Genomic DNA, 24,889 nt, shown 5'->3' with positions numbered 1-24,889 from the left:
AAAGCCCGGCAGTGCGGTGGTGTTTAGACCTCAATCCATCGAGATCTTGGCCGCATCCACAATCGATTTCCAGTGCGCCGCATCGCGCGCGAGCAGCGGCTTGAACTCGGCCGGCGTCGAGCCCACAGGGATCAGGCCCATGTCCAGCAGGCGCTTGCTGATCTCGGGCATCTTGACGATGGCAGCCAGCTCGTTGCCCAGCTTGTCCACAATCGGTTGCGGGGTGCTGGCCGGCACAAAGTAGCCAAACCAGCCATTGGCCTCAAAGCCGCTGTAGCCGGCCTCGGCCATCGTTGGCACATCGGGCAACGCCGGGTGGCGCTGCGCGCCCGTGACCGCCAGGATGCTGACCTTGTCCGATTTGATATGCGGGTAGGCAGCGGCCGCATCGATAAAAGCCGATTCGAGCTGGCCGCCGAGCATCGCCGCCATCTCCGGGCCCGAGCCCTGGTAAGGCACGTGCACCATGTCGATGCCGGCTTTGAGCTTGAGCTGCTCGCCATGCAGGTGTGACGAGGTGGCATTGCCGTAGGAGCCATAGTTGAGCTTGCCCGGCTGGGCCTTGGCCTTGGCGACAAACTGCTGCAGGCTGGTGATGCCCGAGCTGCGCGGTACAAACACCAGGTCGGCCGACTTGACCGCCTGCGACACGGGCGCCAGATCGCTCAACTGGTAGGGCACCTTCTTGTAAAGCGCCGGGATCTGCACCAGCGCGGTGATGCCCAGCAGCACCGTGTAGCCATCGCCCGGCGCCTTGGCCACCAGGTCGTTGCCCATCATGCCGCTGGCTCCGGGCTTGTTGTCCACAATCACCGGCTGGCCCCAGCGCTGCGACAGCTGGGTGCCCATCAGGCGGGCAATGATGTCGGTGCCCCCTCCTGCGGGGTAGGGCACCACCAGGCGGATGGGCTTGCTGGGGTAGTTGTCAGCGGCCAGGGCGCTGCCCGTGGCGAGCATCAGGGCAGCGCAGGCGGCAGTGGTGAGCACACGGCCCAGGGCCGAGCGGCGGTTTTGCATGGTTTGTCTCCTTGTTGCTGGTTATGCCGCTGGCGCGCTCTGTGGCGTGCTCGGGGCGCTGGTCATGGTCAAAGCGTTCTGGCAATGATTTCCTTCATGATCTCGTCGCTGCCGCCGTAGATGCGGCCAATGCGGGCATCGGTCCAGGCCCGGCCGACCTGGTACTCGGTCATATAGCCGTAGCCGCCGTGCAGCTGCAAAAATTCGTCAAGCAGCTTGTTCTGCAGCGCCGTCGCATTGAGCTTGACCATCGCTGCGCGGTCCGGTGTCAGCTCGCGCGTCAGGTGCAGGCGCATGCAGTCATCGACAAACACGCGCAACATCGTCGCCTGGGCCTTGGCCTCGGCCAGCTTGAAGCGGGTGTTCTGGAACTCAAACACCGTCTGGCCAAAGGCCTTGCGCTCGCGGGTGTAGTCCACGGTCTTTTGCAAGAAGGCCTCGATCGACATCGCAGCGCGCACCGCCACCACCAGGCGCTCCTGCGCGAGCTCGTGCATCAGGTACTTGAAGCCCATGTTCTCTTCGCCCAGCAGGTTGTCCACCGGCACGCGCACGTTGTCAAAGAACAGCTCCGAGGTGTCCTGCGCCATGAGACCGATCTTCTCGAGCTTGCGGCCCTTGGCAAAACCGGGCGTGCCGTCTTCCACCACGATCAGCGATACGCCCTTGGCCCCCAGATCGGGCGCCGTCTTGCAGACCACGACGACGATCTCGGCATTGATGCCGTTGGTGATAAAGGTCTTGGCGCCATTGATCACATAGTGATCGCCGTCACGCTTGGCCGTGGTGCGCACCGATTTGAGGTCGCTGCCCGCGCCGGGCTCGGTCATCGCAATCGCGCCGATCATCTCGCCCGCTGCCATCTTGGGCAGCCAGCGGTCCTTCTGCGCGCTGTTGCCATAGGCATGGATATAGGGCGCCACGATGTCCGAGTGCAGCGGAAAGCCCAGGCCGCTGGCACCCGTGCGGGCAATCTCTTCGATCAGCACCGCCGCATGGCCAAAATCGCCCCCGCTGCCATAGGGTTCGGGCAGCATGGTGTTGAGCAAGCCCTCGCGGCCTGCCTTGCGCCAGACCTCCTTGGGCACAATGCCATCGCGCTCCCACTGCGCATGGAAGGGCACGATCTCCTTGTCAAAGAAATGGCGGACGGCATCACGAAATTGCACATGGTCTTCGCGGAACACGCTGCGTTGGGTCAGGTCTTGCATGGTGGTCAAAGGGTGAAAGGAAGAGAAATGAATGAGGGGCATCAGCCCTGGGGGCCGCTGCTACTGCGCAGGCCAAAACCCGCCTGCGGCGCCTCCTTGAAACGGTCCTTGAGCACGCGGCGCAGCAGCTTGCCGGTCTCCAGCCGGGGCAGGCTGGCCTCAAACACCAGGCGCTGGGGCCGCTTGACCTTGGACAGGCTGCCAGCGGCCTGGTCGACGATCGCGCGGGCCATGGCCTCATCGGGCGAAAAGCCGGGCTTGAGTACCACGACGGCCAGGGTCTGCTCGCCAAAGTCCTCATCGGGCACGCCAACCACGGCCACCTCTTCCACGGCGGCATGCTGGGCCAGCGCGTTCTCAATCTCTTGCGGATAGAGGTTGACCCCGCCCGACAAAATCAGGTCAGCGCGCCGGTCGCTCAGGAACAGAAAGCCTTCGGCATCGACATGGCCGATGTCGCCATAGGTGGCCCAGCCGCGCGCGTCGATGGCCTCGCGCGTCTTGCGCTCGTCATTGAGGTACTGGAAAGCGCCGCCGCCCGAGAAATACACGCGGCCCACTTCGCCGACCCCCAGCTCCTGGCCGTCGTCGCCAACGATATGCAGCTGGCCGCTGATGGCCCGGCCCACCGAGCCCGGCCGTGCACGCCATTGGGCCGAGTCGATCAAGGTGGTGCCGCAGCCTTCGGAGCCGGCGTAGTACTCCAGCAAGATGTCGCCCCACCAGTCCAGCATGCCTTGCTTGACGGCCACCGGGCAGGGCGCTGCCGCATGGATCGCCACGCGGTGGCTGTCCAGCCGGTAGCGGCGCTTGACCTCATCAGGGAGCTTGAGCAGGCGCCCCAGCATCGTCGGCACCCACTGGCTGTGCGTGACCTGGTAGCGCTCGATCAGCGCCAGCGCCTGCTCGGGGTCGAAGCGGCTCATGATGATGGCCGAGCCGCCGACATCCAGGGTGCGCAGGCTGTAGCGCAAGGGCGCTGCATGGTAGAGCGGCGCGGGCGAGAGGTAGACGGTGTCCTCATCAAACCGCATGCTGCGCATCCAGGCGGCGACCTCGGGATCGCGCTGCTGCCGATAGGCCGCTGCCAGCAGCGGCTTTTTGATGCCCTTGGGCTGGCCGGTGGTGCCGCTGGAATAGAGCAGATCGCGGCCCAGCGGGCGCGTGGCCAGGTCGATCTGCGCGCCCTGGGGCACGGCGGCCAGCGCATCGGCCAGGGGCGCCACGCCGGGCGTATCGCCATCGACCGAATAGCAGGCCAGCGCCAGGCCCTGCACGGCCTCTTGCGCGGTCGGCCAGGTCTTGCTGGAGACCAGCAGCATCCGGGCGCCGCTGTCCTGGGCGATATAGGCCACCTCGGCGGCCGTCAAGTGCGTGCTGATGACGGCCGCATACAGGCCGGCCAGCCGCGCGGCCAGCACCAGCTGCACGATCTCATAGCGGTTCTCCAGCAGCACCGCGATGGTCTCTTCGGCCTGCAGCCCCTGCTGCGCCAGCCACTGCGCCATCTGCTGGGCCCCCTGCGCTATCTCGCCTGCGGTGTAGCGCCTGCCGCTGTCGGCCTGCGTCAAAACCACCCGCTCGGGGTGGGCCTGGGCCCAGCTGAAGAAGTTGTGCATCTCCTCGGTCTCCGTGGTGCACAGGAGAGCGCTGCACGCAATCACCTGTGTTACATCTTTACTCTAATTTTGAATCAGTCGTCTCGAATTTCGAGATTTCACGGACAGTATCTGGCGTTTATTCGGAAATTTACTGCGGGTAAATACCAGTAGGTATTCGGTTTTTTGAAACCTATTATTAATTTAATGATCCACAAGTCTCATTAAGTGATGAAAACACCCGTCATAGTCGATGCCATCCGCAGCCCCATGGCCCGGGCCAAGCCCGATGGCGCCCTGGCCGAACTCCACCCGGTTGATCTGCTCTCCCAGGTGCTGGAGCAACTGGTGGCGCGCAACCAGTTGGACCCCGCGACCGTCGATGACGTGATCTGCGGCTGCGTCAGCCAGGCCGGCGAGCAGGCCGGCACGCCCGGGCGCCTGGCCTGGCTGGCAGCCGGCCTGCCCGCCCATGTGCCCTCGACCACCATCGACCGCAAGTGCGGCTCCAGCCAGCAGGCGGTGCACTTTGCCGCCCAGGCCATCATGTCCGGCACGCAGGACATTGTTATCGCCTGCGGTGTTGAATCGATGAGCCGGGTGCCGATGGGCAGCTCGCGCATGGGCAAGAACACCACCGGCGCGCGTTTTGACGAGCGCTATGCACCGGGCCTCGTGGGCCAGGGCGTGTCGGCCGATCTGGTGGCCGCCAAATGGGGCCTGTCGCGCAGCGACCTGGATGCCTATGCCGCCCGCTCGCACCAGCGCGCCCATGCCGCCCAAAGCAGCGGCGCGTTTGCACGCGAGATCGTGCCCATCCGCAGCCCTCTGGGCCTCGTCAGCGCCGACGAGACCATCCGCGCCAGCACCACGCACGAGAAGCTCGCCGGCCTCAAGGCCGTGTTCGAGAACGAAGAGCTCTCGGCCCGTTTCCCGCAGATCCAGTGGAGCACCACCGCCGGCAATGCCTCGCAGATGACCGATGGCGCCAGCGCCATGCTGATCATGAGCGAGGAGCGCGCGCTGCAGCTGGGCCTGCGCCCGCGCGCCCGCTTTGTGGCCTTTGATGTTGTGGGCGACGACCCGCTCTACATGCTGACCGCCCCCATCCCGGCCACCCAGCGCGTGCTGGCCAAGGCGCGCATGCAGCTGGCCGACATTGCGCACTACGAGATCAACGAAGCCTTTGCCTCGGTGCCGCTGGCCTGGCAAAAGGAGCTGGGTGCCGACGGCGAACGCCTGAACCCGCGCGGCGGCGCCATTGCGCTGGGCCACCCGCTGGGCGCATCGGGCATCCGGCTGATGACCACGATGCTGCATGCGCTCGAAGACAGCGGCCAGCGCTATGGCCTGCAGTCGATGTGCGAGGCCGGAGGCATGGCCAACGCCACGATTATTGAGGTGCTGCGCTAAAAGCCTCACAGCCCTCCGGGCTCCATCGGATTGAACGTTTGAACTGACAAGGATTGTTGAGATGCAATTGACTAAAGGAATGACCGCCCTCGTGACCGGCGGCGTATCGGGGCTGGGCGAAGCCAGTGCCGTAGCCCTCTTGGAGCGCGGCCTGAACGTGGTGGCGGTGGACCTGAACGAAGAGCGCGGCGCGGCCATGGAAAAGCAGTACGGCGGCCAGCTCCAATTCATCAAGGCCGATGTGGCCGATGCCGAGCAGATGCAAAAGGCGGTGTCGGCCGCCCAGGCCTGGGGCCAGTTCCGTGCGCTGGTGCATTGCGCCGGCATCGGCGGCCCGGTGCGCCTGATTGAAAAAGACGGCAGCCCCGGCTCGCTGGAAAAGTACACCAACATCATCCGCATCAACCAGATCGGCACCTTCAACACCTTGCGCCTCTCGGCCGTGGCGATGGCCCAGAACGAGCCGGTCGAAGGCGAGTGCGGCGCCTGCGTGCTGACCGCGTCGGTTGCGGGCTACGAAGGCCAGATCGGCCAGATTCCCTATGCCTCGTCCAAGGCCGCCGTCATCGGCATGACCATCGTTGCCGCCCGCGACCTGGCCTCCAAGATGATCCGCGTCTGCACCATTGCCCCTGGCCTGTTCGACACCCCCATCCTCGCCAAGCTGCCCGAGAATGTGCGCCAGTCGCTGGCCGCCTCGGTCCCCAACCCGGCCCGCCTGGGCCGCCCGTCCGAGTACGCGATGACGGCGCTGCACATTCTGGAGAACCCGATGCTGAACGGCGAAACCATCCGCCTGGATGGCGCCATCCGCATGCAACCGCGTTGAGGCGCACTGCCCTGCACCCAACAGTCTGTTGAAAGGTCCCCATGTCTGGCTCTGAAACCGCAGAACTCCTGGTCGAAACCCGTGGCCCGGTGCTCATCATGCAGCTCAACCGCCCCCAGGCGCGCAATGCCGCCACCCTGGAGATGGCCGAGGCGATGGCCAGCGCGCTCGATGCGCTGGACAGCCAGCCGGACCTCAGGGTCGGCATCATCACCGGCGCGGGCGGCAGCTTTTGCGCAGGCATGGACCTCAAGGGCTTTTTGCAGGGCAAGCGCCCCAGCCTGCCGGGGCGCGGCTTTTGCGGGCTGACGATGCGGCCGCCGGCCAAGCCGCTGATCGCGGCGGTGGAAGGCTATGCGCTGGCCGGCGGCTTTGAGCTGGCGCTCGCCTGCGACCTGATCGTTGCCGCGCGCGACGCCCAATTTGGCCTGCCCGAAGTCAAGCGGGGCCTGGCCGCATCGGCCGGTGGCCTGCTGCGCCTGCCCAAACGCCTGCCCTACCACGTGGCGATGGAGTGCATTCTGACGGGCGACATGTTCGGCGCCGAGCGCTTTGCCCAGCTGGGCCTGGTCAACCGTTTGACCGAGCCCGGCGGCGCACTCGATGCCGCGCTGGCACTGGCCCAGACCATTGCCGCCAACGGCCCGCTGGCCGTCGCCGCGAGCAAGCAGGTAGCCAGCCAGTCGGGCGAATGGCCGCTGGCGGAGATGTTCGACCGCCAGGCCGTCATCACCGCGCCAGTCTTCAGCTCGCAGGACGCGCGCGAAGGCGCAGCCGCCTTTGCGGAAAAACGCCCACCGGTCTGGAAAGGTGCCTGAACCCCATCCAGCCCGGAACTCGTAGTTGCACAGCCCTAGACGCGCCACAGAAGCGCGCAGCAGGAGACAAAACCATGCCACGTACCAGCCATCCACGCCAGCCCCTGCGGGCCTTGGCGGCCCTGGCGCTGCTCGCCAGCGCGCTCAGCGCCCATGCCGAGGCCAACTGGCCCACACGCACCATCACCTTGATCGTGCCCGGCGCCGCAGGCGGCTCGACCGATATCCCGGCGCGCCTGCTGGCGCAAAAGCTGGGCCAGCGCCTGGGCCAGTCGGTGATCGTCGACAACAAGCCGGGCGCCGGGGGCAGCCTGGGCGCCAGCCTGGTCGCGCGCGCCCAGCCCGATGGCTACACCGTGCTGGTGGGCAACAGCGGCTCCAATGCCATCAACTACACGGCCTATAAAAAGCTCAGCTACAAGCCCGGCGACTTTGCCCCGCTGACCGACATGATCTCGTTTGCCAACGTGCTGGTCGTGCCCGCCAAGTCGCCGATCCAGAGCCTGGATGCGCTGGTGGCGGCGGCCAAGGCGCAGCCGGGCAAGCTGTCGTTCTCGTCCGCCGGTGTGGGCCAGACCACGCACCTGATGGGCGAGCTCTTTAAGGAGCGCACCGGCACCGATGTGGTCCATATCCCCTACAAGGGATCGGCCCCCGGCACCATGGCGATCGTGACCGGCGAGACCCAGTTCATGTTCGACAACATGACCGCCTCCCTGGTCCATATCAAGGACGGCAAGCTGCGCCCCTTGGCTGTGACCGGCGACCAGCGCGAGCCCGATCTGCCCGAGGTGCCGACGATGACCGAGCTGGGCATGCGCAACTTCAACCAGGTCGGTTGGATGGGCTTCTTCGTGCCCGCCAAGACCCCGCCCGAGGTGCAGAAAAAGCTGGCAGAGAACCTGCAGGCCGTGCTGCATGACCCCGACATCATGCGCCGCTACCGCGAGCTGGGCGGGCGCCCGGGCGGCATGCCGCAAGCCGGTTTTGCCAAGCTGGTGGCCGATGACCAGCAGACCTGGGGCGCGCTGATCCAAAGCCAGCAGCTGCAGCTGGATTGAGGCGAGCGGCAGATGCCTGACACCTCCACCTCCACCTCCACCGCTTCCCCACGCCCTGCGCTGCCGTTCTACTGGCCCAAAGGCGTCTCGCGCGATCTGCGCGTGCCCCGCATCACGCTGGACGACAACCTGACGGCTTCGGCCCAGCGCTACCCCGACAAGGCCGCCATCATCTACGCGGGCGCCAGCACCAGCTATGCCCAGCTGCTGGGCCAGGTGGAGGCGCTGGCCGGGTTCTTGCAGCAACGCCTGCAACTGGCACCGGGCCAGCGCGTGCTGCTGCAAAGCCAGAACTGCCCGCAGTTCGTCGTTGCCTGCTATGCCATCTTCCGCGCCGGCGGCGTGGTGGTGCCGGTGAGCGCGATGACCACCGCCACCGAGCTGCGCTACTACGCCGACAACAGCGGCGCGCGCCTGGCCATCGTCGCCCAGGAGCTGTTGGCCAGCGCCCAGCCCTGTGTGGACGAGGGCCTGCTCGATGCGGTGATCGTCCACGCTTACAGCGACGCGCTGCCCACCACGCCGCCACCTGATGCCCTGCCCGACGTGGTGACAGCGCCGCGCCAGCCGCTGCCTGCCGGCCCCTACCATGGCTTTGCCGCAGCGCTGGCGCTGCAGCTGGCGCCCGGCCCGCGTGTGGCGCAGGCGGACATGCTCGCCACCATCCCCTATACCTCGGGCACCACCGGCCACCCCAAGGGCTGCATGCACAGCCACCATTCGGTGCTGGCGTCGCTGACCGGCTCGCGCCTGTGGCGCGGCTTCAATGACGACCTGGTGTTTCTGTCGGTCGCGCCGATGTTCCACATGCTGGGCACGCAGTACGGCATGAACATGCCCATTGCCGTGGGTGGCACCGTGGTGATGATGCCGCGCTGGGATGCGCTGCTGGCTGCCCGGTTGATCGAGCGCCACCAGGTCACCGCCTGGACCGCGCCGCCCAGCATGGTGATCGACCTGTTCAGCCAAGCCGCTGCCCATGGGCTGGACCTGTCGAGCCTGGCCATGCTGGCCGGCGGCGGCGCGGCCATGCCCGAGGCCGTCTCGCAGATGCTGGCCGAGCGCTATGGCCTGCACTACAGCGAGGGCTATGGCCTGACCGAGACCGCCGCTTTCTTGCATGCCAACCCGCCGGGCCACACCAAGCGCCAGTGCCTGGGCGTGCCCACCCAGGGTGTGCATTCGATGGTCGTTGACCCCGAGACCCTGCAAGAGCTGCCCGCTGGCGAAGTGGGCGAGCTGGTCTCTAGCGGCGCGCAGGTGATGCAGGGCTACTGGCGCAATGACGAGGCCAACCGCGAGGCCTTTTTCGAGCGCCATGGCCGGCGCTACTTTCGCACTGGCGACCTGGCCTCGGTGGACGCGGACGGTTATTACTTCATGCGCGACCGCTTGAAACGCATGATCAATGCCAATGGCTACAAGGTCTGGCCCGCCGAGGTCGAGAACATGCTCTACAGCCACCCGGCCGTGCTCGAAGCCTGCGTGATCGCCGTGCCCGATGCCAAACGCGGCGAATCGGTCAAGGCCCTGGTGGTGCTACGCCCCGGCGCGCAGGCCTCGGCGGACGAGATCATCGGCTGGAGCCGCGCACAGATGGCCGCCTACAAGGTGCCGCGCGCGGTGGACTTTCTCGCCGCGCTGCCCAAATCCGCCACCGGCAAGATCCAGTGGCGCGCACTGCAGGAGGCGGCGCAGCAAGCCGCCGCCCCCTCCCATTCTTTGCATACGGAACACCCATGAGCTCTTTCTCCTTTCGCCACCAGCATGTGTTTGTCTCAGGCGGCAGCAGTGGCATCAACCTCGGCATTGCCAAGGCCTTCGCCCGCGCGGGCGCGCATGTCGTGGTCATGAGCCGCTCGGCCGACAAGGTGGCCCAGGCCGCCGCCGAGCTGGAGGCGCTGGGCGCCCAGGCCCTGGGCCTGAGCGCCGATGTGCGCGACCCAGCCGCCGTGCAGGCCGCGCTGGAACAGGCCCATGCCCGCTTTGGCCCCATCGATGTGCTGGTCTCGGGCGCGGCGGGCAACTTCATTGCGCCGGCCAAGGACCTGTCGCCCAACGGCTTCAAGACCGTTGTCGACATCGACCTCAATGGCAGCTTCCATGTGCTGCGCCTGGCCTACCTGATGCTGCGCAAGCCCGGCGCCAGCGTCATCAACATCTCGGCGCCGCAAGGCGTGAACCCGACGATGTACCAGGTGCATGCCTGCGCGGCCAAGGCCGGCATCGACATGATGACCAAGGTGCTGGCACTGGAATGGGGCGAGGACGGCATCCGCGTCAACAGCATCTCGCCCGGCCCCATCGGTGATACCGAGGGCATGCGGCGCCTGGCGCCCACCGCCGATGCGCTCGAGCGCGCCGTCTCCACGGTGCCGCTGCTGCGCATGGGCAGCACCGATGACGTCGCCCACATGGCGCTGTTCCTGTCGTCCGCGCTGGCCAGCTATGTGACCGGCGCCATCATCCCGGTCGATGGCGGCGCCGCGCTGCGTGGCGGGCGTGACATGCGCGCCTCGTACGTGCCCCGGAGCGCCGCATGAGCCGCCACTACGAACGCATCATTTTTGAGCGCCAGGACGGCGTGGCCACCTTGCGCTTCAACTACCCGGCCAAGCGCAACGCCTTTGACCCGCAGATGCGCGAGGAGATGGCCGAGGTGGTGCGCCTGGTGCAGACCGATGCCAGCCTGCGCGCGCTGGTGCTGACCGGCGTGGGCGAGCACTTTTGCTCGGGCGGTGACCTGGGCAATATTGCAGCATCTGGCCTGGACAATGCCGGCTGGCGCGCGCGGCTGTCCAGCCTGCACCACTGGCTCAAGGACCTGATGCTGCTGGACAAACCGGTGATTGCCGCGGTGGACGGCGCCGCCTATGGTGCGGGCTTTAGCCTGGCCTTGGCGGCGGACTTCATCATTGCGTCCGACCGGGCGCGCTTTGCGATGTCGTTTATCCGCGTCGGCGTGGTGCCCGATTGCGCGGCCTTCTACACCTTGCCGCGCGTCGTGGGCGTGCAGCGCGCGCGGGAGCTGATGCTCTCGGGCCGCGAGGTCTCGGCGCAAGAGGCCTTGCAGCTGGGCATTGCCAGCGAGCTGGTCGCCCCCGGGCAGCTGCAGGCACGGGCCCAGGCGATTGCGCACTGCTTTGTGGACGCATCGCCGGTGGCGCTGAGCTTGATCAAACGCTCGCTCGCGATGGCGGCGAACGACTTGCCCGCGCTGCTGGAGCAAGAGGCGAACGCCCAAGCGCTGGCCATGGGTACGGCCCAGCACCGCGAGGCCGTGCAGGCCTTTTTGAACAAGCAGCCTGCGCCCTTCCAGTGGCCTGCGCGAAGCTGAAAAAGCCCGCTTATTCGTTGCTGGCGCTGCCGCGCGTTTTGGGCGGCTCCATCGCATTGCGGCGGCTCATCCCTGCCCGCCCGGCCTTGCTCCAGTCATAGTGCTCGCCATCGGGCGTGCGGCCGTCTTCAACGGCGGCCACCCCTATTTGCCCGACCATGTCGCGCAGCTCGGACGACATCACCACATGCGCATGGCGCGGGTCGGCACGCAGGCGCTGGCATTGCGCCAGCGCCTCGCTCATCTGCTTGTCGCTATAGGCCAGGCACTGCGGCTGCCAGTCGGGCGGCACGCCCTCGGCATCCTCGGCCTTGTTGCGCAGGTAAAAAACCACGATGCCCATCGGCAGGTCCCTTCATCGGTGCCCAGCCAGACCTTGTCTGGGCAGCGCATTGTCGCACCTGGGAAGCTTAGCGGCGCCAGGCGGCGCTGGCATCGCCTGCAGCCACCAACGCCAGCACGGCCTCGGTATGCGCGCCAGCGGCACACATCTCGGGGGTGTCATAGGCCTGGCCGTCAAAGCGCGGTGCGGGCGCTGCCTGCAAAACACCACCTTGCTCGTGGTACACACCACGCGCCTGCATATGCGGGTGGCCAGCGGCCTCCAAGGGGCTCAATACAGCGCCAAAGCAGACATCGCTGCCCTCGAACACCTGCTGCCAGTGCGCGCGCGGCTCGGTGATGAACAGCGCCTGCAGGCGCGCACGGCGGCGCGGCCACAGCGCCTTGTCCCATTGCGACTGGGGCGCGGCAAAGTCTGGGTCATCGGCCAGGCCCAAGGTCTGCAGCAGCAGCGCATAGAACTGCGGCTCGATGCTGCCAATGGTGATGTGCTGGCCATCGGCGCAGACATAGGTCTCGTAGAACGGCGCGCTGTCATGGATGCTCTGGCCGCGCACATCAGCCACGATGCCGCGCTGGCGGGCGCTGAGCGCCAGGTTCAGCATATGGGCGGCGCCATCGACAATGGCAGCATCCACCACGCAGCCCTTGCCGCTGCTGCGCGCCTGGATCACACCGGCGAGCAGGCCGGTCATCAGGTAGAGCGCGCCGCCGCCGATATCGCCCACCATCGCAAACGACGACACGGGCCGCGCATCGGCCGGGCTGCAGCCCCAGAGCGCACCTGAGACCGCTGCGTAATTGTTGTCATGGCCGGCGCGCGGGGCCAGCGGGCCGCTCTGGCCCCAGCCGGTCATGCGGCCATAGACGAGGGCCGGATTGATGGCATGGCACTCGGCCGGGCCCAGGCCCAGGCGCTCCATCACGCCGGGGCGCATGCCTTCGATCAGCACATCGGCCCCTTGCACCAGGGCCAGCACCAGGGCCTTGCCCTCGGGGCTTTTCAGGTCGGCAAACACCGAGCGCTTGCCCCGGTTGAGCAGGTTGCCCGTCGGCGCTGCGCCCTTTTCCTCGCGCACGATGGAGATCACATCGGCGCCCAGGTCGGCCAGGTGCATCGCGCAAAACGGGCCCGGTCCCAGGCCACCAATCTCCAGCACCTTGATGCCGTCCAATACTTTCATGCTTGTCTCCTGTGGTTGTTGTTTGCGTTGCGCCTTCAGGTCCGGCCAGGTAGATCTGGCCGGGCAGGCCCCGCCGGGTTAGGTCAGGATAGGCTGGAAGTACCAATCAGCCCTTCGAGCGAGCGCACCAGGGTCACCAGGCGCGGGCCGATGTCGGTCTCCAGCTCGCGGCTCTTGGGGTTGTAGGTGGGGACCGAGGCGCCAAACACCCAGCGCTCGCCATCGATGGGCTGCGACAGCGGCACGGCGATCGACAGAATCTCGCGGTGCAGATCGCCATGGCTGCGGCAAAAGCCGTGAAGGGCCAGGTCCTGGCGCGCATCGTCCAGGCGCTCGCGCAGCAGCGCAGCACGCTCGGGCGCGCGGCCATCCAATTCGTCCAGATAGGCCTGGCGCTCGGCTTCGCTCTGGCCCAGCAGGTAGGCGCGGCCCGTCGCTGTGCGCACCAAGGAGACGGCCACGCCGATCTCGGGCGTGAAGACCTTGTTGTCCATGCCATTGGCCAGCTCGGCCAGCACCAGGCGCCGGCCCTCACCGACGGCCAGCTGGATCTGGCCGCCCATGTAGTTGGCCAGCTCCTGCATCTGCGGGCGGGCAAACTGGCGTACCGTCATGCGCGATAGCAGCGGCGAGGCCAGGTTCAGCACTCCTATGCCCAGCACGTATTTGGACAGGCGCTCCGAATAGCGCAGCAGGCCCAGCTCGCACAGGGTCTCGGTCAGGCGGAACAAGGTCGGTTTGGGCAAACCCGTCAGGTCCATCAGCTCTTTGCCACTGAGTTCTTGCTGCTTGTTGTTAAAGCACTGCAAAATACTGACGCCGCGCACCAAGGCGCTGACCAGTTTTCCATCCGCTTCAGAATTCATATTTCAGTATATAAGTTACTTATTACGAGACTAATGTCTCAATTTATGAAATTCTAATCGGGAATGATCGGCTATGGGCAGCTTGCATGCTCGCTTGCTGCCCCCAGCCGCCTACGTGGCGGTTATCTGCAACACTCCCACCGATGAGCCTGAACCAATACGGCATGCCCTCACGCGTGCCCGCCATTGCCGAAATTGGCCGCCTGCTGGCCGGGCAGCAGCTGTCTGCCGCAGAGCAGCAGCGGGCGCTGGACCTGCTGGTGCAAGACCATGCCGATCTGGACGAGGTCGAAAGCCAGGCCGCGCTCTGGGCCATCGCCCAGCTGGGGCGCAGCGAGGCTGCATGCGCAGCGCTTCTGGCCTGCGCCGACATCTGGCTGCACAGCGCCGAGCTGGCCGCCTCGTTTTTGGATGGCTATACCCAGGTCTGCGGCAACACCATCGTGCCCGCTGCAGCGCCGGCCTTTGCCCAGCTGCAGCAACTGGCGCAGCACGACCCTGAACTGGCCGCCCGCCTGCCTCTGTTTGAGAAAGCCCCTTGATGTCCCTGCTGACCACCACCGCCTTGTTTGTGCTGACGGCAATTGCCGAGATCGTGGGCTGCTACCTGCCCTATCTCTGGCTCAAGGACAAGGCGCCGGTCTGGGTGCTGCTGCCCGCGGCGCTGGCGCTGCTGGCCTTTGTCTGGCTGCTGAGCCTGCACCCGACCGCATCGGGCCGGGTCTATGCCGCGTATGGCGGGGTCTATGTGACGACGGCAATTGCCTGGCTGTGGCTGGTCGATGGCATCCGCCCCAGCAGCTGGGATATCGCCGGCGTGCTGCTGTGCCTGGCCGGCATGGGTGTGATCATGCTGGGCGCGGCGCAGCGTTAAACCTGCGCCTGCCTGGTTTTAGCCTTGGTTGGCAGCGCGGCGCGCCTGCACCGCTTGCGCCAGCTGGGCCAGCACCGGCACGGTCTGCTCCATGCTGATGCAGGCATCGGTGAGCGAGACACCATAGGCGAGCGGCTGGCCTTCTACGATGTCCTGCCGGCCTTCGTGGATATGGCTCTCGATCATCACGCCGGTGATGCGGCGGTCGCCCCCTGCCACCTGCTGGGCCACATCGGCGGCCACCTCGATCTGGCGGCGGTGCTGCTTGCTGCTGTTGGCATGCGACAGGTCGATCATCACCTGCTCGCGCAGGCCACCCTTGGCCAGCACCTCGCAGGCGGCCTGCACATCGGCCGCGCTGTAGTTGGGCTGCTTGCCGCCGCGCAGGATGATGTGGCAGTCCTGGTTGCCCCGGGTCTCGAAGATGGCGCTCTGACCCATCTTGGTCATGCCCATGAAGGCATGCTCGGACTGCGCCGCCAAAATCGCGTCGCTCGCCACCTTGACGCCGCCATCGGTGCCGTTCTTGAAGCCCACCGGGCAGGACAGGCCGCTGGCCAGCTGGCGGTGGCTCTGGCTTTCGGTGGTGCGCGCGCCAATGGCGCCCCAGCTGACCAGGTCGCTGATGAACTGCGGCGAGAGCAGGTCCAAAAACTCGGTGCCGGCTGGCAGGCCCAGCGCCAGAATATCGAGCAGCAGGCGGCGCGCCAGCTCCAGCCCCTCGTTGACGGCAAAGCTGCCATCGAGGTGCGGGTCGTTGATATAGCCCTTCCAGCCCACCGTCGTGCGCGGCTTCTCGAAGTACACGCGCATCACCACCAGCAGGTCATCCTTCAAAGCCTCGGCCTGCACCTTGAGCTGGCGGGCATAGTCCATTGCCAGGTCATGGTCGTGGATGGAGCAAGGGCCCACCACGACGACCAGGCGGTCGTCCTGCCCGTGCAGGATCTTGGAGATGGCCGCGCGGCTCGATTCCACCAGCTGGTAGGCCTCGTCGGTGATCGGCAGCCACTCCTCGAGCAAGGCGGGCGTGATCAGCGGCCGCACCACCTTGATGCGGGTGTCATCGATGCGGGTCTTGTCAACCGTGGAAAGCCGGGACGGGGACTTGCGAGGCACGGTGCCTGCAGCGGTAGAGGAATCGGTCATCCCGCTATTGTCGCAGGGCCTGCAAACACGTTCACGGGCCTAAGGCATCCCCGCTGCAGCCACCCGCAGGCCATTAGGAAGAGGACAGCTTCATCAGTACCAAACCGCTGACAATCAGCAAGGCCGCCACGACGCGCATCGGTGTCAGCGCCTCGCCCAGCACGGTGATGCCCACGATAAAGGCACCTACGGCACCAATGCCCGTCCAGATCGTATAGGCCGTGCCCAGCGGCAGGCTGCGCATCGCGACCGACAGCAGACCAAAGCTGGCAATCATTGCTACCAGCGTGATCGCGCTGTATTTGATATTGGTGAAACCATGGGACTGCTTCATCGTGAACGCCCACACCACTTCCAGCACACCGGCAACCAGCAAATACACCCAGGCCATATCGAACTCCTTGAACAAAGGGAAATTTGGAATGGCCAGGCCGTCCTGGCGGTGGTGCGCGCCGCTGCTGCAGCGCCATGCAGGGCCGTCCCTGCGCAATGGGTCCCATGATAGCGGCGCGCGCCCAGACCGGCCGCACAGGCCGCGCATCGCCCGCCAGGCCATGGGTGGTTGGGGCGCAACAGTTGAAGCCGCGCCCGCCCTGTGCTGGCGCGGGCGCTCAGGCCAGCGCTTGGGCCTCGGCAGGCTCCATCTGCAGCAGGTTGCCCACGGTGGCGCCGTAGTAGGTGGCCACTCGTTTGCGCTGCTTGAGCACCGCCTTGTCCTTGCTCACCAGCAAGGCCTGGTGCTGGCTGGCCAGGTCCAGAAAATGCTGGTCGTCCGGATCGGTGCAGCTAAAGCGAATCTTGGGCGCGGCATCGACATACTGCACTGCGGCATCAAAGGCGGCCATTACGCCCTCGGGCGTCTTGCCGTAGTAGCTCACGCGCGGAGCGATCTGGCTGTAGTGCAGCACGCGTTCGAGCTCGATGCGCTGGGCCTCGTCGGCAATCCAGCGCAGCGCGCCCTGGGCCACCAGCGTGCGGATCGGCGGGATATGCGGGTCATCGAAGATCAGCATGTCGAGCACCACATTGGTGTCCAGCACCACCGGCCGGGGAAGCGGTCCGGTGTAACCTTCATTGCACGTTGGCCACTTGAGCACCACCTTCATGGCTGACCGCCTGGCGCGGGCTGCTCTCCCCGGGGCTTGAGCGCCCCCTTGACCATGTCAAAGCGGAACAAGCGGCACTCGATCGGGCCATTCCACATGGGGGTGCGGCGCGATTCCTTCAGGCGCATCTTGCCGGGCAGCTTGAGGTCAGGCGTCAGCAGCCAGGCGCTCCAGCCGCTGTAGTTCTTTTTCCAGTGGCTGGCCAGCTGGGTGAAGAACTCGCCGCCATCTTCGGTCTGCGCCGTCTCGCGCCCTGCGCGCTCGACATGGCCCATGCGCTCGGCCGCATTGCGGCCGGCAGCGCCCGCCGCCGCGATACGCTCGCCATACGGCGGGTTGAGCAGCATCATGCCGGGCTGCTCGCAGGGGGGCATGCGCTGCAGCGCATCGCCGCCGCGCAGCTCGATGGTCTCGGCCACACCGGCGCGCTCGGCATTGCGCTGGGCAAAATCGACCATACGGAACGAGATGTCCGAGCCATAGATGCCCACCGGGCTCTGGGGCAGGATCTGGCGCTCGGCCTCATCGAGCATCGCCTCCCAGACATGGCGCTGGAAAGGCACCAGCTTTTCAAACGCAAAGCGGCGCAGGATACCGGCCGGGATCTTGCGCGCGATCTGGGCCGCTTCAATCAGCACCGTGCCGCTGCCGCAGCAGGGGTCGTAGAGCGGCTGCGGGTCGTCGCCGTGCGGGTCCCAGCCGCTCGCGGCAATCATCGCCGCGGCCAGCGTTTCCTTGAGCGGCGCATCGCCCTTGTCCTCGCGCCAGCCACGCTTGAACAGCGCCTCGCCCGAGGTGTCGATATAGATGGTGGCGCCATCAGTGGTCAGGTGCAGGTGCACGCGCACATCGGGGTGGTGCGTCTCCACGCTGGGGCGCACGCCGTGGCGGCGCTCGCGGAAGCGGTCGGCAATCGCATCCTTGACGCGCAGCGCCGCAAAGTTCAGGCTGGTCAACGGGCTATGCTGGGAGGTGACCTCGATCTTGAAGGTCTCCTTGGGCGAAAACCAGATCTCCCAGGCCACCTCGCTGGCGGCACGGTAGAGGTCGTTCTCGTTGCGGTACATGCTGTGCGAGAGCTCGACCAGCACGCGCTGGGCCAGGCGGCTGTGCAGGTTCAGCAGCAGCGCATCGCGCCACATGCCGCGCAGCATGACGCCGCCGCGCGCCACCAGGAGGTCCTGGCCGCTGGCGCCGGTGATGGCATGGACTTCGTCCGCCAAAAGGCCCTCGACGCCGGCGGCGCAGGGCAAAAACAAATGCAGTTGGTTCATAAGCAGGGGGGCAAGCATACGCGCTTGCCCCATTGTCTGCCAAGCGCACGGGAATGTGGACTGTGCCAGTGGCATTCGCCAGCCCGGCTCCTATAGCGCAGCGGTAACGGGTGGCTGGCTGCTATAGTCTGGCCCCAGAGCGGGCCGCAGCCCTCGGTGCAGCCGCCCTTCCCCTCCATCACTCAGAGAGAATGCGGATGCCCTACCTCGGAGCTGGCGTACACGTCATCATTGCGCTGTTTTTTGCGGTCCACGCCGTGCGCAGCGGCCAGAACAACTACTGGCTGTTTGTGCTGCTGGCCTTCCCTTTCCTGGGCAGCGTGGTGTATTTCTTTGCCATCTACCTGCCCAATTCGCGCCTGCAGCGCCATGCCCGCAGCCTGGCGAGCAACGCCGTCAAGGCGCTGGACCCGACCCGCGAGGTGCGCGAAGCCCAGGCCGCCTACGACTACAGCCCCACCGCGCAGAACCAGATCCGCCTGGCCCAGGCCCTGCTGGCCAATGGCCAGGCCGAGCAGGCCTTTGGCCACTTCGAGGCCAGCATGAAGGGTCCGTTTGCCAACGACCTCGATATCCGCTGGGGCGCTGCGCAAGCGGCCTACCAGGCCGGCCATCCGCAGCAGGCGCTGCAGCAGCTGCGCGTGATTGCCCAGGCGGATGTGCACTTTCGCGCCGAGGCCGTGGGCCTGCTGGTGGCCAAGGCCTACGCCCAGCTGGGCGACCAGGCGATGGCGCGCAAGAGCTTTGATTTTGCGCGCCAGCACTCGGGCAGCTTCGATGTGATGGCCGAGTACGCGATCTGGGCTGCTGGCCAGGGCGACTGGCAGACCGCCAACGCACTGCAGGCCGAGCTGAACAAGGCGATGACGCACTGGAGCGGCCAGCAGCGCCAGCTCAACCGCGAGATGCTGCAGCGCCTCAAGACCGCCTTTGCCGCCCAGCCCAGGTAAGCGCACCTGGCTTGCCATTGACCAAACCGCAATAGGCCTGCTGCCAGCAGGCCATCCCACCGCCCCGCAGCCCTTGCAGCGCGCCAGTTTGCGCTTGCGCAGACAGCCGCCACAGCACAGTCGCTAAAATCGCTGTCTATGGCAAAAATCATCGTTCTGGCCCTGGTGCTGCTTTTCTTTGGCTGCGGCCTCTACATGCACCTGCGTGGCAAGGTGCGGCACAAGCTGCTGCGCCAGCTGTTTGACCACTCCACGTTCACGGCGCCATTCAATGTGTTCATGCTGATGTTCAGCAAGGTACCGCGCACGCCCTACCTGCCCACCAGCACCTTCCCCGACCTGGCCCCGCTGCAGGCCCACTGGCGCGAGATCCGCGAAGAGGCCATCGGTCTGCACCAGGCCATGCAGATCAAGGCCGCAGCCAACAACGACGACGCGGGCTTCAACTCGTTCTTCAAGACCGGCTGGAAGCGCTTCTACTTGAAGTGGTACGGCCAGGCCCACCCGTCTGCGATGGAGCTGTGCCCCAAGACCACGGCGCTGGTGCAGTCCATCCCCGGCATCAAGGCGGCCATGTTTGCCGAGCTGCCGCCCGGCGCCAAGCTCAACCTGCACCGCGACCCCTATGCGGGCTCGCTGCGCTACCACCTCGCTGTGCTGGCGCCCAATGATGACCGCTGCATGATCGAGGTCGATGGCACGCCCTACAGCTGGCGCGAGGGCGAAGGCGTGATCTTTGACGAGACCTTCATGCACTGGGCCGAGAACCGCTCCGAAGGCAACCGCATCGTGCTGTTCTGCGATGTCGAGCGCCCGATGACCAATGGCTTTGCGCAGTGGCTCAACCGCTGGCTGGGCACGCATGTGGTCGCTGCCGCCAGCTCGCCCAACAACGAAGGCGATCCGCGCGGCTTCATCAGCCGCATCTTCAAGATCTCGTTCTACATGGGCCAGTACCGCCGCCGCTTCAAGGCCTGGAACAAGACGGCCTACAAGCTCACCAAGTTTGGCCTGATGCTGGCCGTGCTGGCCTTGTTCATCTGGTGGCTGTGGCCAAAGTAAAGCGGCTCCGTCTCAAAGCAAAACCGCAGTGCCTAACGCAACTGCGGTTTTTTTATGGGCCCTGGCTGCTTGCGCTTACAGCGCCTTGCGCAGGCTGGCCGGCGGGATGCGCATCGCCTCGCGGTACTTGGCCACCGTGCGGCGCGCGCATTCAATGCCCTGGGCCTGCAGCAGATCGGCGATTTTTGCATCCGACAGCGGCTTTTTCGCGCTTTCCTCGTCCAGCAGCTGCTTGATCAGCGCCTTGACCGCCGTGCTCGACGCACTGCCGCCGGTCTCGGTGCCCAGGCCCGAGCCAAAGAAGTACTTGAGCTCGAACGTGCCCTGCGGCGTGGCCATGTACTTGGCCGTGGTCACGCGGCTGATGGTGGACTCGTGCAGGCCCAGCTCATCGGCAATCTCGCGCAGCACCATGGGGCGCATCGCCAGCTCGCCATGGACAAAGAAATTGCGCTGGCGCTCGACGATGGCCTGCGAGACGCGCAAGATGGTGTCAAAGCGCTGCTGGATGTTCTTGATGAACCAGCGCGCCTCCTGCAGCCGCTGCTGCAGCGCGCCATGGCCCTCGCTGCCCTTGTGGCTGCGCAAGGCATTGGCGTAGACATCCTGCACGCGCAGGCGCGGCATCACCTCGGCATTGAGCTGCACGCTGAAACCGGGCACCGGCAGGCCGCGCTCATTGCTGGGTCGCACGATGACATCGGGGATGATGGTGTTGCGGTCCACATCGGCATAGGGCCGGCCGGGGCGGGGCTCGAGCTTGGCGATCAGCGCCAGCGCGCTGCGCACCGCGGCATCACTGCATCCGGTCAGTTGCACCAGCTTGCGCACATCACGGCGCGCCAGCAGCTCCAGCGATTCCTGGCAGACCAGCAAAGCGGTCTCCAGCGCCAGCGCATCGGCCTCGGGCGTGTCCGAGCCCTCTTCATCCAACAGGCGCTGCTGGGCCTTGATCTGCAGCTGCATGCATTCGGACAGGTTGCGCGCGCCCACGCCAATCGGCTCCAGGCTTTGCAGCAAGCGCAGCGCCACGGTCAGGTGGTGCAGCAGGGCCTCGTAGCGCTCGGGGTCCGAGGCATCGCCAAAGCTTTGCGCGAGCTCGGCCAGCGTTTCTTCGAGGTAGCCGTCGTCGTTCAGTGATTCAATCAGAAAGTAGAGCGCGGCCCGGTCTTCCTGGCACAGGCGCAGCGACAAGGCCTGGCGGTGCAGCACATCCTGCAGGCTCAGGTGCTCGCTGCGCCGGTCGGACATCGGCGTCTCGTCGTCGTCATCGCCAGCGCTGGAGCGGGCGGGCAGATCGCCGCCCCACTCTTCCCAGTCCGATGCCGAATCGCCGGCAGCGGCCTCGGCATCGACGCCGGTTTCCTTGCCCGCGCCAAAATCCAGCGGCTGGTCGGAGGTTTCGGGCTCGAAATCGCTACTGTTGTTGGTGTCGGTGCTGGCAGCAGTATCGGCAACCTTGTCGGCTGCGTCTGCAGCGTCTGCAGCTTCGGCAGATTCAGCGGCTTCTTTACCGGCTTCAGCCTCGGGGGCCTCATCGCCCTCGCGCTCCAGAAACGGGTTTTCGTCGAGCATCTGCTCGACTTCCTGTGTCAGCTCCTGCGTGGACAGCTGCAGCAGGCGAATCGACTGCTGCAGCTGGGGGGTCAGGGTCAGGTTCTGCGATACGCGCAGCGACAGCGACGGCATCATGGCTGCGCCTCCACACGGGCTGGGGCAGCTGGCAACGGATCAGCCCTGCCGGCCCCGCAGCGCGGGACGGCATCTTGGCTGGCACGCCCGCCAAGGCGTGCGGTGTCACATACGGAAATGTTCACCCAGATACACCCTCCGGACCTCTGCGTTCTCCACAATCTCTTGCGGCGTCCCGGCGGCCAGCACCTTGCCATCGCTGATGATGCAGGCATGGTCACAGATACCCAGGGTTTCGCGCACATTGTGGTCGGTGATCAGCACGCCAATGCCGCGCTCCTTGAGAAAGGCGACAATGCGCTGGATCTCGATCACGGCGATGGGGTCGATGCCGGCGAAAGGCTCGTCGAGCAGGATGAAACGGGGCTGGGTGGCCAGCGCACGGGCGATCTCGACCCGGCGGCGCTCGCCGCCGGACAGCGCGACTGACGGTGATTCGCGCAGGTGCTCGACCCGCAGCTCCTGCAGCAGCGCGGTGAGCTGGCGCTCGACCTCGGCGCGCGAGAGCGGCTTGCCATGCTCATCTTTTTGCAGCTCCAGCACGGCGCGCACATTGTCCTGCACGCTGAGCTTGCGAAAGATCGAGGCTTCCTGCGGCAGGTAGGACAGGCCCAGCTGCGAGCGCTGGTGGATCGGCATATTGGCCACCGACTGCCCATCGATGCGGATATCCCCGCCATCGCTGCGTACCAGGCCCACGATCATGTAGAACGAGGTGGTCTTGCCCGCGCCATTGGGGCCTAGCAACCCCACCACTTCGCCCTTGCGCACCGACAGCGACACGTCCTTGACCACCTTGCGGCTGCCATAGGATTTCTCCAGGTGCAAGACCTCCAGCTGGCTGCGGTGGTCGCTGTTGGCGACCCGGGCGTTGACGGAAATGGTCGACGAGTTTTCTGCCACGGTCACTTGGCTCCGTCGTTCAGTTGGGTGCTGGGGCGCAATGGCGTCTTGTCATCGGCAGCGGGCTTGGCCGGGGCGCTGGCCTTGTCGTCTGCCTTGCCATCGGCCTTGGGCGTCAGGATCACACGGACGCGGTCCTTCTTGGGCGCACCGGGCTTGGGATCGGCCGCCGCCTGGGCGCCCTTTTGGCCGGAGACCGTGAAGGTATCGCTCAGATTGTTGTAGACGATCAGCGGGCCACTGACCTGGTCGGTCAACGTGGTCTCGCGGTAACGGCGCAACTCGCCGCGGCGCTCAAAGTGCACGGTGTCATCGCGGCCGTTATAGGTGATGACCTCGCCTTCGCCTTCGACGAACTCGTCAGGCGCGCCTGGGGCCGAGTCACGCTTTTGGCGGAAGAATGCGAGCTTGCCCGGCGCAGCAGTCACCACGCCGTGCTGGAAGCCGTCGCGGTCCTGGCTCACGGTCAGCTGCGCGCCACGGATGATGATGGTGCCCTTGGTCACCACCACATTGCCCGTGAAGACACTGGTCTGCTTGAGTTCATCGTGGCGGCCATCGTCCGCCTCGATGTTCATGGGCTTGGTGCGGTCTGCACGCTCGGCGTGCGACAGCAGCGGCACGGCCAGGGCCACTGCCACCAACAAAGAGTTAAAAATACGGTGTCTCATAAGGCATGAATCTTGCTCTGCCCCATTGTAGCCATGCTGGAGCGTTAGGCCGTTTCTGGCACAAAAAAGCCCGCGTGCGCGGGCTCTGTCTCAAGCGTTGGGGAATCCGCTCAGCCTTGTGCAGCCAGGAACTCTACCACTTGCAGCACGTTGCTCATCGAGCCGGCACGGGTTCCGTCGGTGTAGTACTTGCCCGCCACGCCCAGCGATGGAACGCCTTCGACGCCGTACGACTCTTGCAGCTGGGTGGCCTTGCGCACCTGGCCTGCGACGCTGAAGGAGTTGTAGGCTTCCTTGAACTTGGCCAGGTCCACGCCGTTCTTGTCCATCCAGGCGAAGATCTCGTCGTCCTTGTTCAGGCGCTGGCGCTCGACGTGGATCGCACGGAAAACCTTGACATGTACGTCAGGGATCAGGCCCATCGACTCCAGCGCAAAGTAGATCTTTTGCTGGGGCACAAAGGTGTTGTTGAAGGCCACGGGCACGCGGCGGATCTGCAGGTTCTTGGGGGCAGTCTTGGCCCAGGCTTCAAACTGCGGCTCGAAGGCATTGCAGTGGGGGCAGCTGTACCAGAAGAACTCGATCACCTCGACCTTGCCAGCGGGCGCATCGGGGGTGACGGGCTTGGCCAGCTTCAGGTAGTCCTTGCCTTCCTTGAACTTGGCCTGTGCGTTGGCGCCGGTGGCAAAAGGCAGGCTCAGCGCCGAGGCGGCAGTAGCGGAAGCCGCCAAAGTGGAAAACTCACGACGTTTCATGTTTTGTTAACTCCAGTGACAAGTTGCGGTTAGGAGTGCCCTGCACCGCCAAAAGTTCAACGCTGCACGCGGACGATTTGCGCATCCACGCCGGCGCCATCGAGCTTGCCTTTGAGGCCATCGGCATCATCGCGCTTGTTGAAGGGGCCCACGCGCACCCGGTATACGGTGCGGCCATTGACTTCGCGCTCGCTCACGCGCGCTTCCCAGCCCATCATCGCCAGCTTGGCGCGCTGTGCATCGCCATCGGACTGGCTGCGGAAAGCACCGGCCTGCACGAAGTACTGGAAGCCGTCGGTGCCATCGGCACTGCGCGACTTGGCCAGATCGCCCAGCGGATCGGCGCCCTGGCCGGCCTTGGGGTCGAGCTTTGCGACCTGGGTCTTGTCTGCCGGCTTGTCAGCGGGCTTGGTGGTATCGGGCAGCACCACTTCGGGCTTGGCAGGCTTGTTTTCCACTGGCGCGGGGGCGTTGTCAGCCACCGTGCGCGGCGGCTCAGGCACCACCACGCCCTGAGCGGCCGGTGCCACAGCCGCGGGCGCACGCGCGGGGTTCTTGCCATAGAGCGGCGAGTTCGGGTCCCAGTTCTGGTTGCGCTGCGCCTCGGCCTTGTCCTTGGCCTCGCCGCGCACGCCACCTTTGTTGACAAACGGCACCGGCACATTGGTGACGTACACGGCCACGGCCAAGGCCGCGCCCACGCCCACCAGCAGCCCCAGGATCAGGCCCAGGATGGTTCCACCACGTTGATGTCGTCGCATTGCAGTTATTACCTTT

General features: G+C 65.9%; 26 protein-coding genes. 11 read left to right on the top strand and 15 right to left on the bottom strand.

Translation table 11 applies throughout. The features are described 5' to 3' along the window. Nucleotides 1-30: 30 nt before the first annotated feature. The 3 genes from ACPEE1_RS03725 to ACPEE1_RS03715 all read right to left on the bottom strand — a co-directional run bounded on the left by ACPEE1_RS03725 (nucleotide 31) and on the right by ACPEE1_RS03715 (nucleotide 3,847). Nucleotides 31-1,017: a Bug family tripartite tricarboxylate transporter substrate binding protein gene (locus tag ACPEE1_RS03725; protein WP_116926272.1), complete on the bottom strand. Its 987-nt coding sequence runs from the start codon at nucleotides 1,015-1,017 to the stop codon at nucleotides 31-33. A gap of 68 nt (nucleotides 1,018-1,085) precedes the next feature. Beyond that, the gene (locus tag ACPEE1_RS03720; protein ID WP_116926390.1) at nucleotides 1,086-2,228 is read right to left on the bottom strand and encodes an acyl-CoA dehydrogenase family protein; all 1,143 of its coding nucleotides are present in this window, start codon (nucleotides 2,226-2,228) and stop codon (nucleotides 1,086-1,088) included. Between the two features lie 41 nt (nucleotides 2,229-2,269). After that, nucleotides 2,270-3,847: an AMP-binding protein gene (locus ACPEE1_RS03715; RefSeq protein WP_423935237.1), complete on the bottom strand. Its 1,578-nt coding sequence runs from the start codon at nucleotides 3,845-3,847 to the stop codon at nucleotides 2,270-2,272. Between the two features lie 210 nt (nucleotides 3,848-4,057). Between ACPEE1_RS03715 and ACPEE1_RS03710 the strand changes: the two genes are divergently transcribed. From ACPEE1_RS03710 to ACPEE1_RS03680, 7 genes are all read left to right on the top strand, one after another. After that, complete coding sequence (locus tag ACPEE1_RS03710; RefSeq protein ID WP_423935235.1) at nucleotides 4,058-5,239, top strand: thiolase family protein; 1,182 nt, start codon at nucleotides 4,058-4,060, stop codon at nucleotides 5,237-5,239. A gap of 61 nt (nucleotides 5,240-5,300) precedes the next feature. Then, nucleotides 5,301-6,068 carry an SDR family NAD(P)-dependent oxidoreductase gene (locus ACPEE1_RS03705; RefSeq protein ID WP_423935233.1) on the top strand — a complete coding sequence of 256 codons (768 nt, stop codon included), beginning with the start codon at nucleotides 5,301-5,303 and terminating at the stop codon, nucleotides 6,066-6,068. 41 nt (nucleotides 6,069-6,109) lie between these two features. Next, nucleotides 6,110-6,886, top strand: coding sequence for a crotonase/enoyl-CoA hydratase family protein (locus ACPEE1_RS03700; protein WP_423935231.1), 777 nt, complete (start codon nucleotides 6,110-6,112; stop codon nucleotides 6,884-6,886). A 74-nt stretch (nucleotides 6,887-6,960) separates the two neighbouring features. Then, nucleotides 6,961-7,947: a Bug family tripartite tricarboxylate transporter substrate binding protein gene (locus ACPEE1_RS03695; RefSeq protein WP_423935229.1), complete on the top strand. Its 987-nt coding sequence runs from the start codon at nucleotides 6,961-6,963 to the stop codon at nucleotides 7,945-7,947. Nucleotides 7,948-7,959: 12 nt separating this feature from the next. Then, nucleotides 7,960-9,690 (top strand): long-chain-fatty-acid--CoA ligase, encoded by a 1,731-nt coding sequence (locus ACPEE1_RS03690; protein WP_423935227.1) that lies wholly within the window; start codon nucleotides 7,960-7,962, stop codon nucleotides 9,688-9,690. Next, nucleotides 9,687-10,490, top strand: coding sequence for an SDR family oxidoreductase (locus ACPEE1_RS03685; RefSeq protein WP_423935225.1), 804 nt, complete (start codon nucleotides 9,687-9,689; stop codon nucleotides 10,488-10,490). Before ACPEE1_RS03690 ends, ACPEE1_RS03685 begins: the two co-directional genes overlap by 4 nt. Further along, complete coding sequence (locus ACPEE1_RS03680; RefSeq protein ID WP_116926264.1) at nucleotides 10,487-11,284, top strand: enoyl-CoA hydratase/isomerase family protein; 798 nt, start codon at nucleotides 10,487-10,489, stop codon at nucleotides 11,282-11,284. Before ACPEE1_RS03685 ends, ACPEE1_RS03680 begins: the two co-directional genes overlap by 4 nt. 10 nt (nucleotides 11,285-11,294) lie before the next feature. On the opposite strand, the gene ACPEE1_RS03675 is transcribed toward ACPEE1_RS03680, so the two are convergent. The 3 genes from ACPEE1_RS03675 to ACPEE1_RS03665 form a co-directional block, all read right to left on the bottom strand. Then, nucleotides 11,295-11,627, bottom strand: a complete 333-nt coding sequence (locus ACPEE1_RS03675) for a hypothetical protein (RefSeq protein WP_116926263.1) — start codon at nucleotides 11,625-11,627, stop codon at nucleotides 11,295-11,297. Nucleotides 11,628-11,694: 67 nt separating this feature from the next. Beyond that, nucleotides 11,695-12,810 carry a CaiB/BaiF CoA transferase family protein gene (locus ACPEE1_RS03670; RefSeq protein WP_182343806.1) on the bottom strand — a complete coding sequence of 372 codons (1,116 nt, stop codon included), beginning with the start codon at nucleotides 12,808-12,810 and terminating at the stop codon, nucleotides 11,695-11,697. A gap of 83 nt (nucleotides 12,811-12,893) precedes the next feature. Beyond that, a complete protein-coding gene (locus tag ACPEE1_RS03665) occupies nucleotides 12,894-13,676 on the bottom strand; it encodes an IclR family transcriptional regulator (protein ID WP_116926261.1) in 783 nt (260 codons plus the stop codon). A 143-nt stretch (nucleotides 13,677-13,819) separates the two neighbouring features. Here ACPEE1_RS03665 and ACPEE1_RS03660 point away from each other — a divergent pair, with 143 nt between their 5' ends. Further along, nucleotides 13,820-14,218, top strand: a complete 399-nt coding sequence (locus tag ACPEE1_RS03660; protein ID WP_116926260.1) for a hypothetical protein — start codon at nucleotides 13,820-13,822, stop codon at nucleotides 14,216-14,218. Next, a complete protein-coding gene (locus ACPEE1_RS03655) occupies nucleotides 14,218-14,550 on the top strand; it encodes a YnfA family protein (RefSeq protein WP_116926259.1) in 333 nt (110 codons plus the stop codon). The genes ACPEE1_RS03660 and ACPEE1_RS03655 overlap by 1 nt, the downstream gene beginning before the upstream one ends. Before the next feature lie 18 nt (nucleotides 14,551-14,568). Here ACPEE1_RS03655 and ACPEE1_RS03650 read toward each other — a convergent pair whose 3' ends face one another. The 4 genes from ACPEE1_RS03650 to ACPEE1_RS03635 all read right to left on the bottom strand — a co-directional run bounded on the left by ACPEE1_RS03650 (nucleotide 14,569) and on the right by ACPEE1_RS03635 (nucleotide 18,079). Next, complete coding sequence (locus ACPEE1_RS03650; RefSeq protein ID WP_116926258.1) at nucleotides 14,569-15,699, bottom strand: 3-deoxy-7-phosphoheptulonate synthase; 1,131 nt, start codon at nucleotides 15,697-15,699, stop codon at nucleotides 14,569-14,571. Nucleotides 15,700-15,772: 73 nt separating this feature from the next. Further along, nucleotides 15,773-16,090: a DMT family transporter gene (locus tag ACPEE1_RS03645; RefSeq protein WP_027010449.1), complete on the bottom strand. Its 318-nt coding sequence runs from the start codon at nucleotides 16,088-16,090 to the stop codon at nucleotides 15,773-15,775. Nucleotides 16,091-16,310: 220 nt separating this feature from the next. Next, nucleotides 16,311-16,805, bottom strand: a complete 495-nt coding sequence (locus ACPEE1_RS03640) for a putative toxin-antitoxin system toxin component, PIN family (protein ID WP_116926257.1) — start codon at nucleotides 16,803-16,805, stop codon at nucleotides 16,311-16,313. Then, entirely contained in the window at nucleotides 16,802-18,079 is a 1,278-nt protein-coding gene (locus ACPEE1_RS03635; protein ID WP_423935220.1) for a THUMP domain-containing class I SAM-dependent RNA methyltransferase, read from the bottom strand. Before ACPEE1_RS03635 ends, ACPEE1_RS03640 begins: the two co-directional genes overlap by 4 nt. A 197-nt stretch (nucleotides 18,080-18,276) precedes the next feature. Between ACPEE1_RS03635 and ACPEE1_RS03630 the strand changes: the two genes are divergently transcribed. Both ACPEE1_RS03630 and ACPEE1_RS03625 read left to right on the top strand, forming a co-directional pair. After that, the gene (locus ACPEE1_RS03630) at nucleotides 18,277-19,029 is read left to right on the top strand and encodes a hypothetical protein (protein WP_021025048.1); all 753 of its coding nucleotides are present in this window, start codon (nucleotides 18,277-18,279) and stop codon (nucleotides 19,027-19,029) included. Nucleotides 19,030-19,176: 147 nt separating this feature from the next. After that, complete coding sequence (locus tag ACPEE1_RS03625; protein WP_409515661.1) at nucleotides 19,177-20,091, top strand: aspartyl/asparaginyl beta-hydroxylase domain-containing protein; 915 nt, start codon at nucleotides 19,177-19,179, stop codon at nucleotides 20,089-20,091. A gap of 75 nt (nucleotides 20,092-20,166) precedes the next feature. Here ACPEE1_RS03625 and rpoN read toward each other — a convergent pair whose 3' ends face one another. From rpoN to ACPEE1_RS03600, 5 genes are all read right to left on the bottom strand, one after another. Then, entirely contained in the window at nucleotides 20,167-21,783 is a 1,617-nt protein-coding gene (gene rpoN, locus ACPEE1_RS03620; RefSeq protein ID WP_423935218.1) for an RNA polymerase factor sigma-54, read from the bottom strand. 105 nt (nucleotides 21,784-21,888) lie between these two features. Then, nucleotides 21,889-22,665, bottom strand: a complete 777-nt coding sequence (gene lptB / locus ACPEE1_RS03615; protein ID WP_116926389.1) for an LPS export ABC transporter ATP-binding protein — start codon at nucleotides 22,663-22,665, stop codon at nucleotides 21,889-21,891. A 23-nt stretch (nucleotides 22,666-22,688) separates the two neighbouring features. Then, nucleotides 22,689-23,357 carry a lipopolysaccharide transport periplasmic protein LptA gene (lptA, locus tag ACPEE1_RS03610; protein WP_116926252.1) on the bottom strand — a complete coding sequence of 223 codons (669 nt, stop codon included), beginning with the start codon at nucleotides 23,355-23,357 and terminating at the stop codon, nucleotides 22,689-22,691. Nucleotides 23,358-23,467: 110 nt separating this feature from the next. Then, a complete protein-coding gene (locus ACPEE1_RS03605; protein WP_021025053.1) occupies nucleotides 23,468-24,112 on the bottom strand; it encodes a thiol:disulfide interchange protein DsbA/DsbL in 645 nt (214 codons plus the stop codon). 56 nt (nucleotides 24,113-24,168) lie between these two features. Then, the gene (locus ACPEE1_RS03600; RefSeq protein ID WP_116926251.1) at nucleotides 24,169-24,873 is read right to left on the bottom strand and encodes an SPOR domain-containing protein; all 705 of its coding nucleotides are present in this window, start codon (nucleotides 24,871-24,873) and stop codon (nucleotides 24,169-24,171) included. Between the last annotated feature and the right edge of the window lie 16 nt (nucleotides 24,874-24,889).

This window comes from Comamonas sp. 23 (assembly GCF_049601575.1).
Classification (GTDB): Bacteria; Pseudomonadota; Gammaproteobacteria; order Burkholderiales; family Burkholderiaceae_C; genus Comamonas; species Comamonas squillarum.
This window is presented reverse-complemented; position numbering and strand designations above follow the sequence as displayed.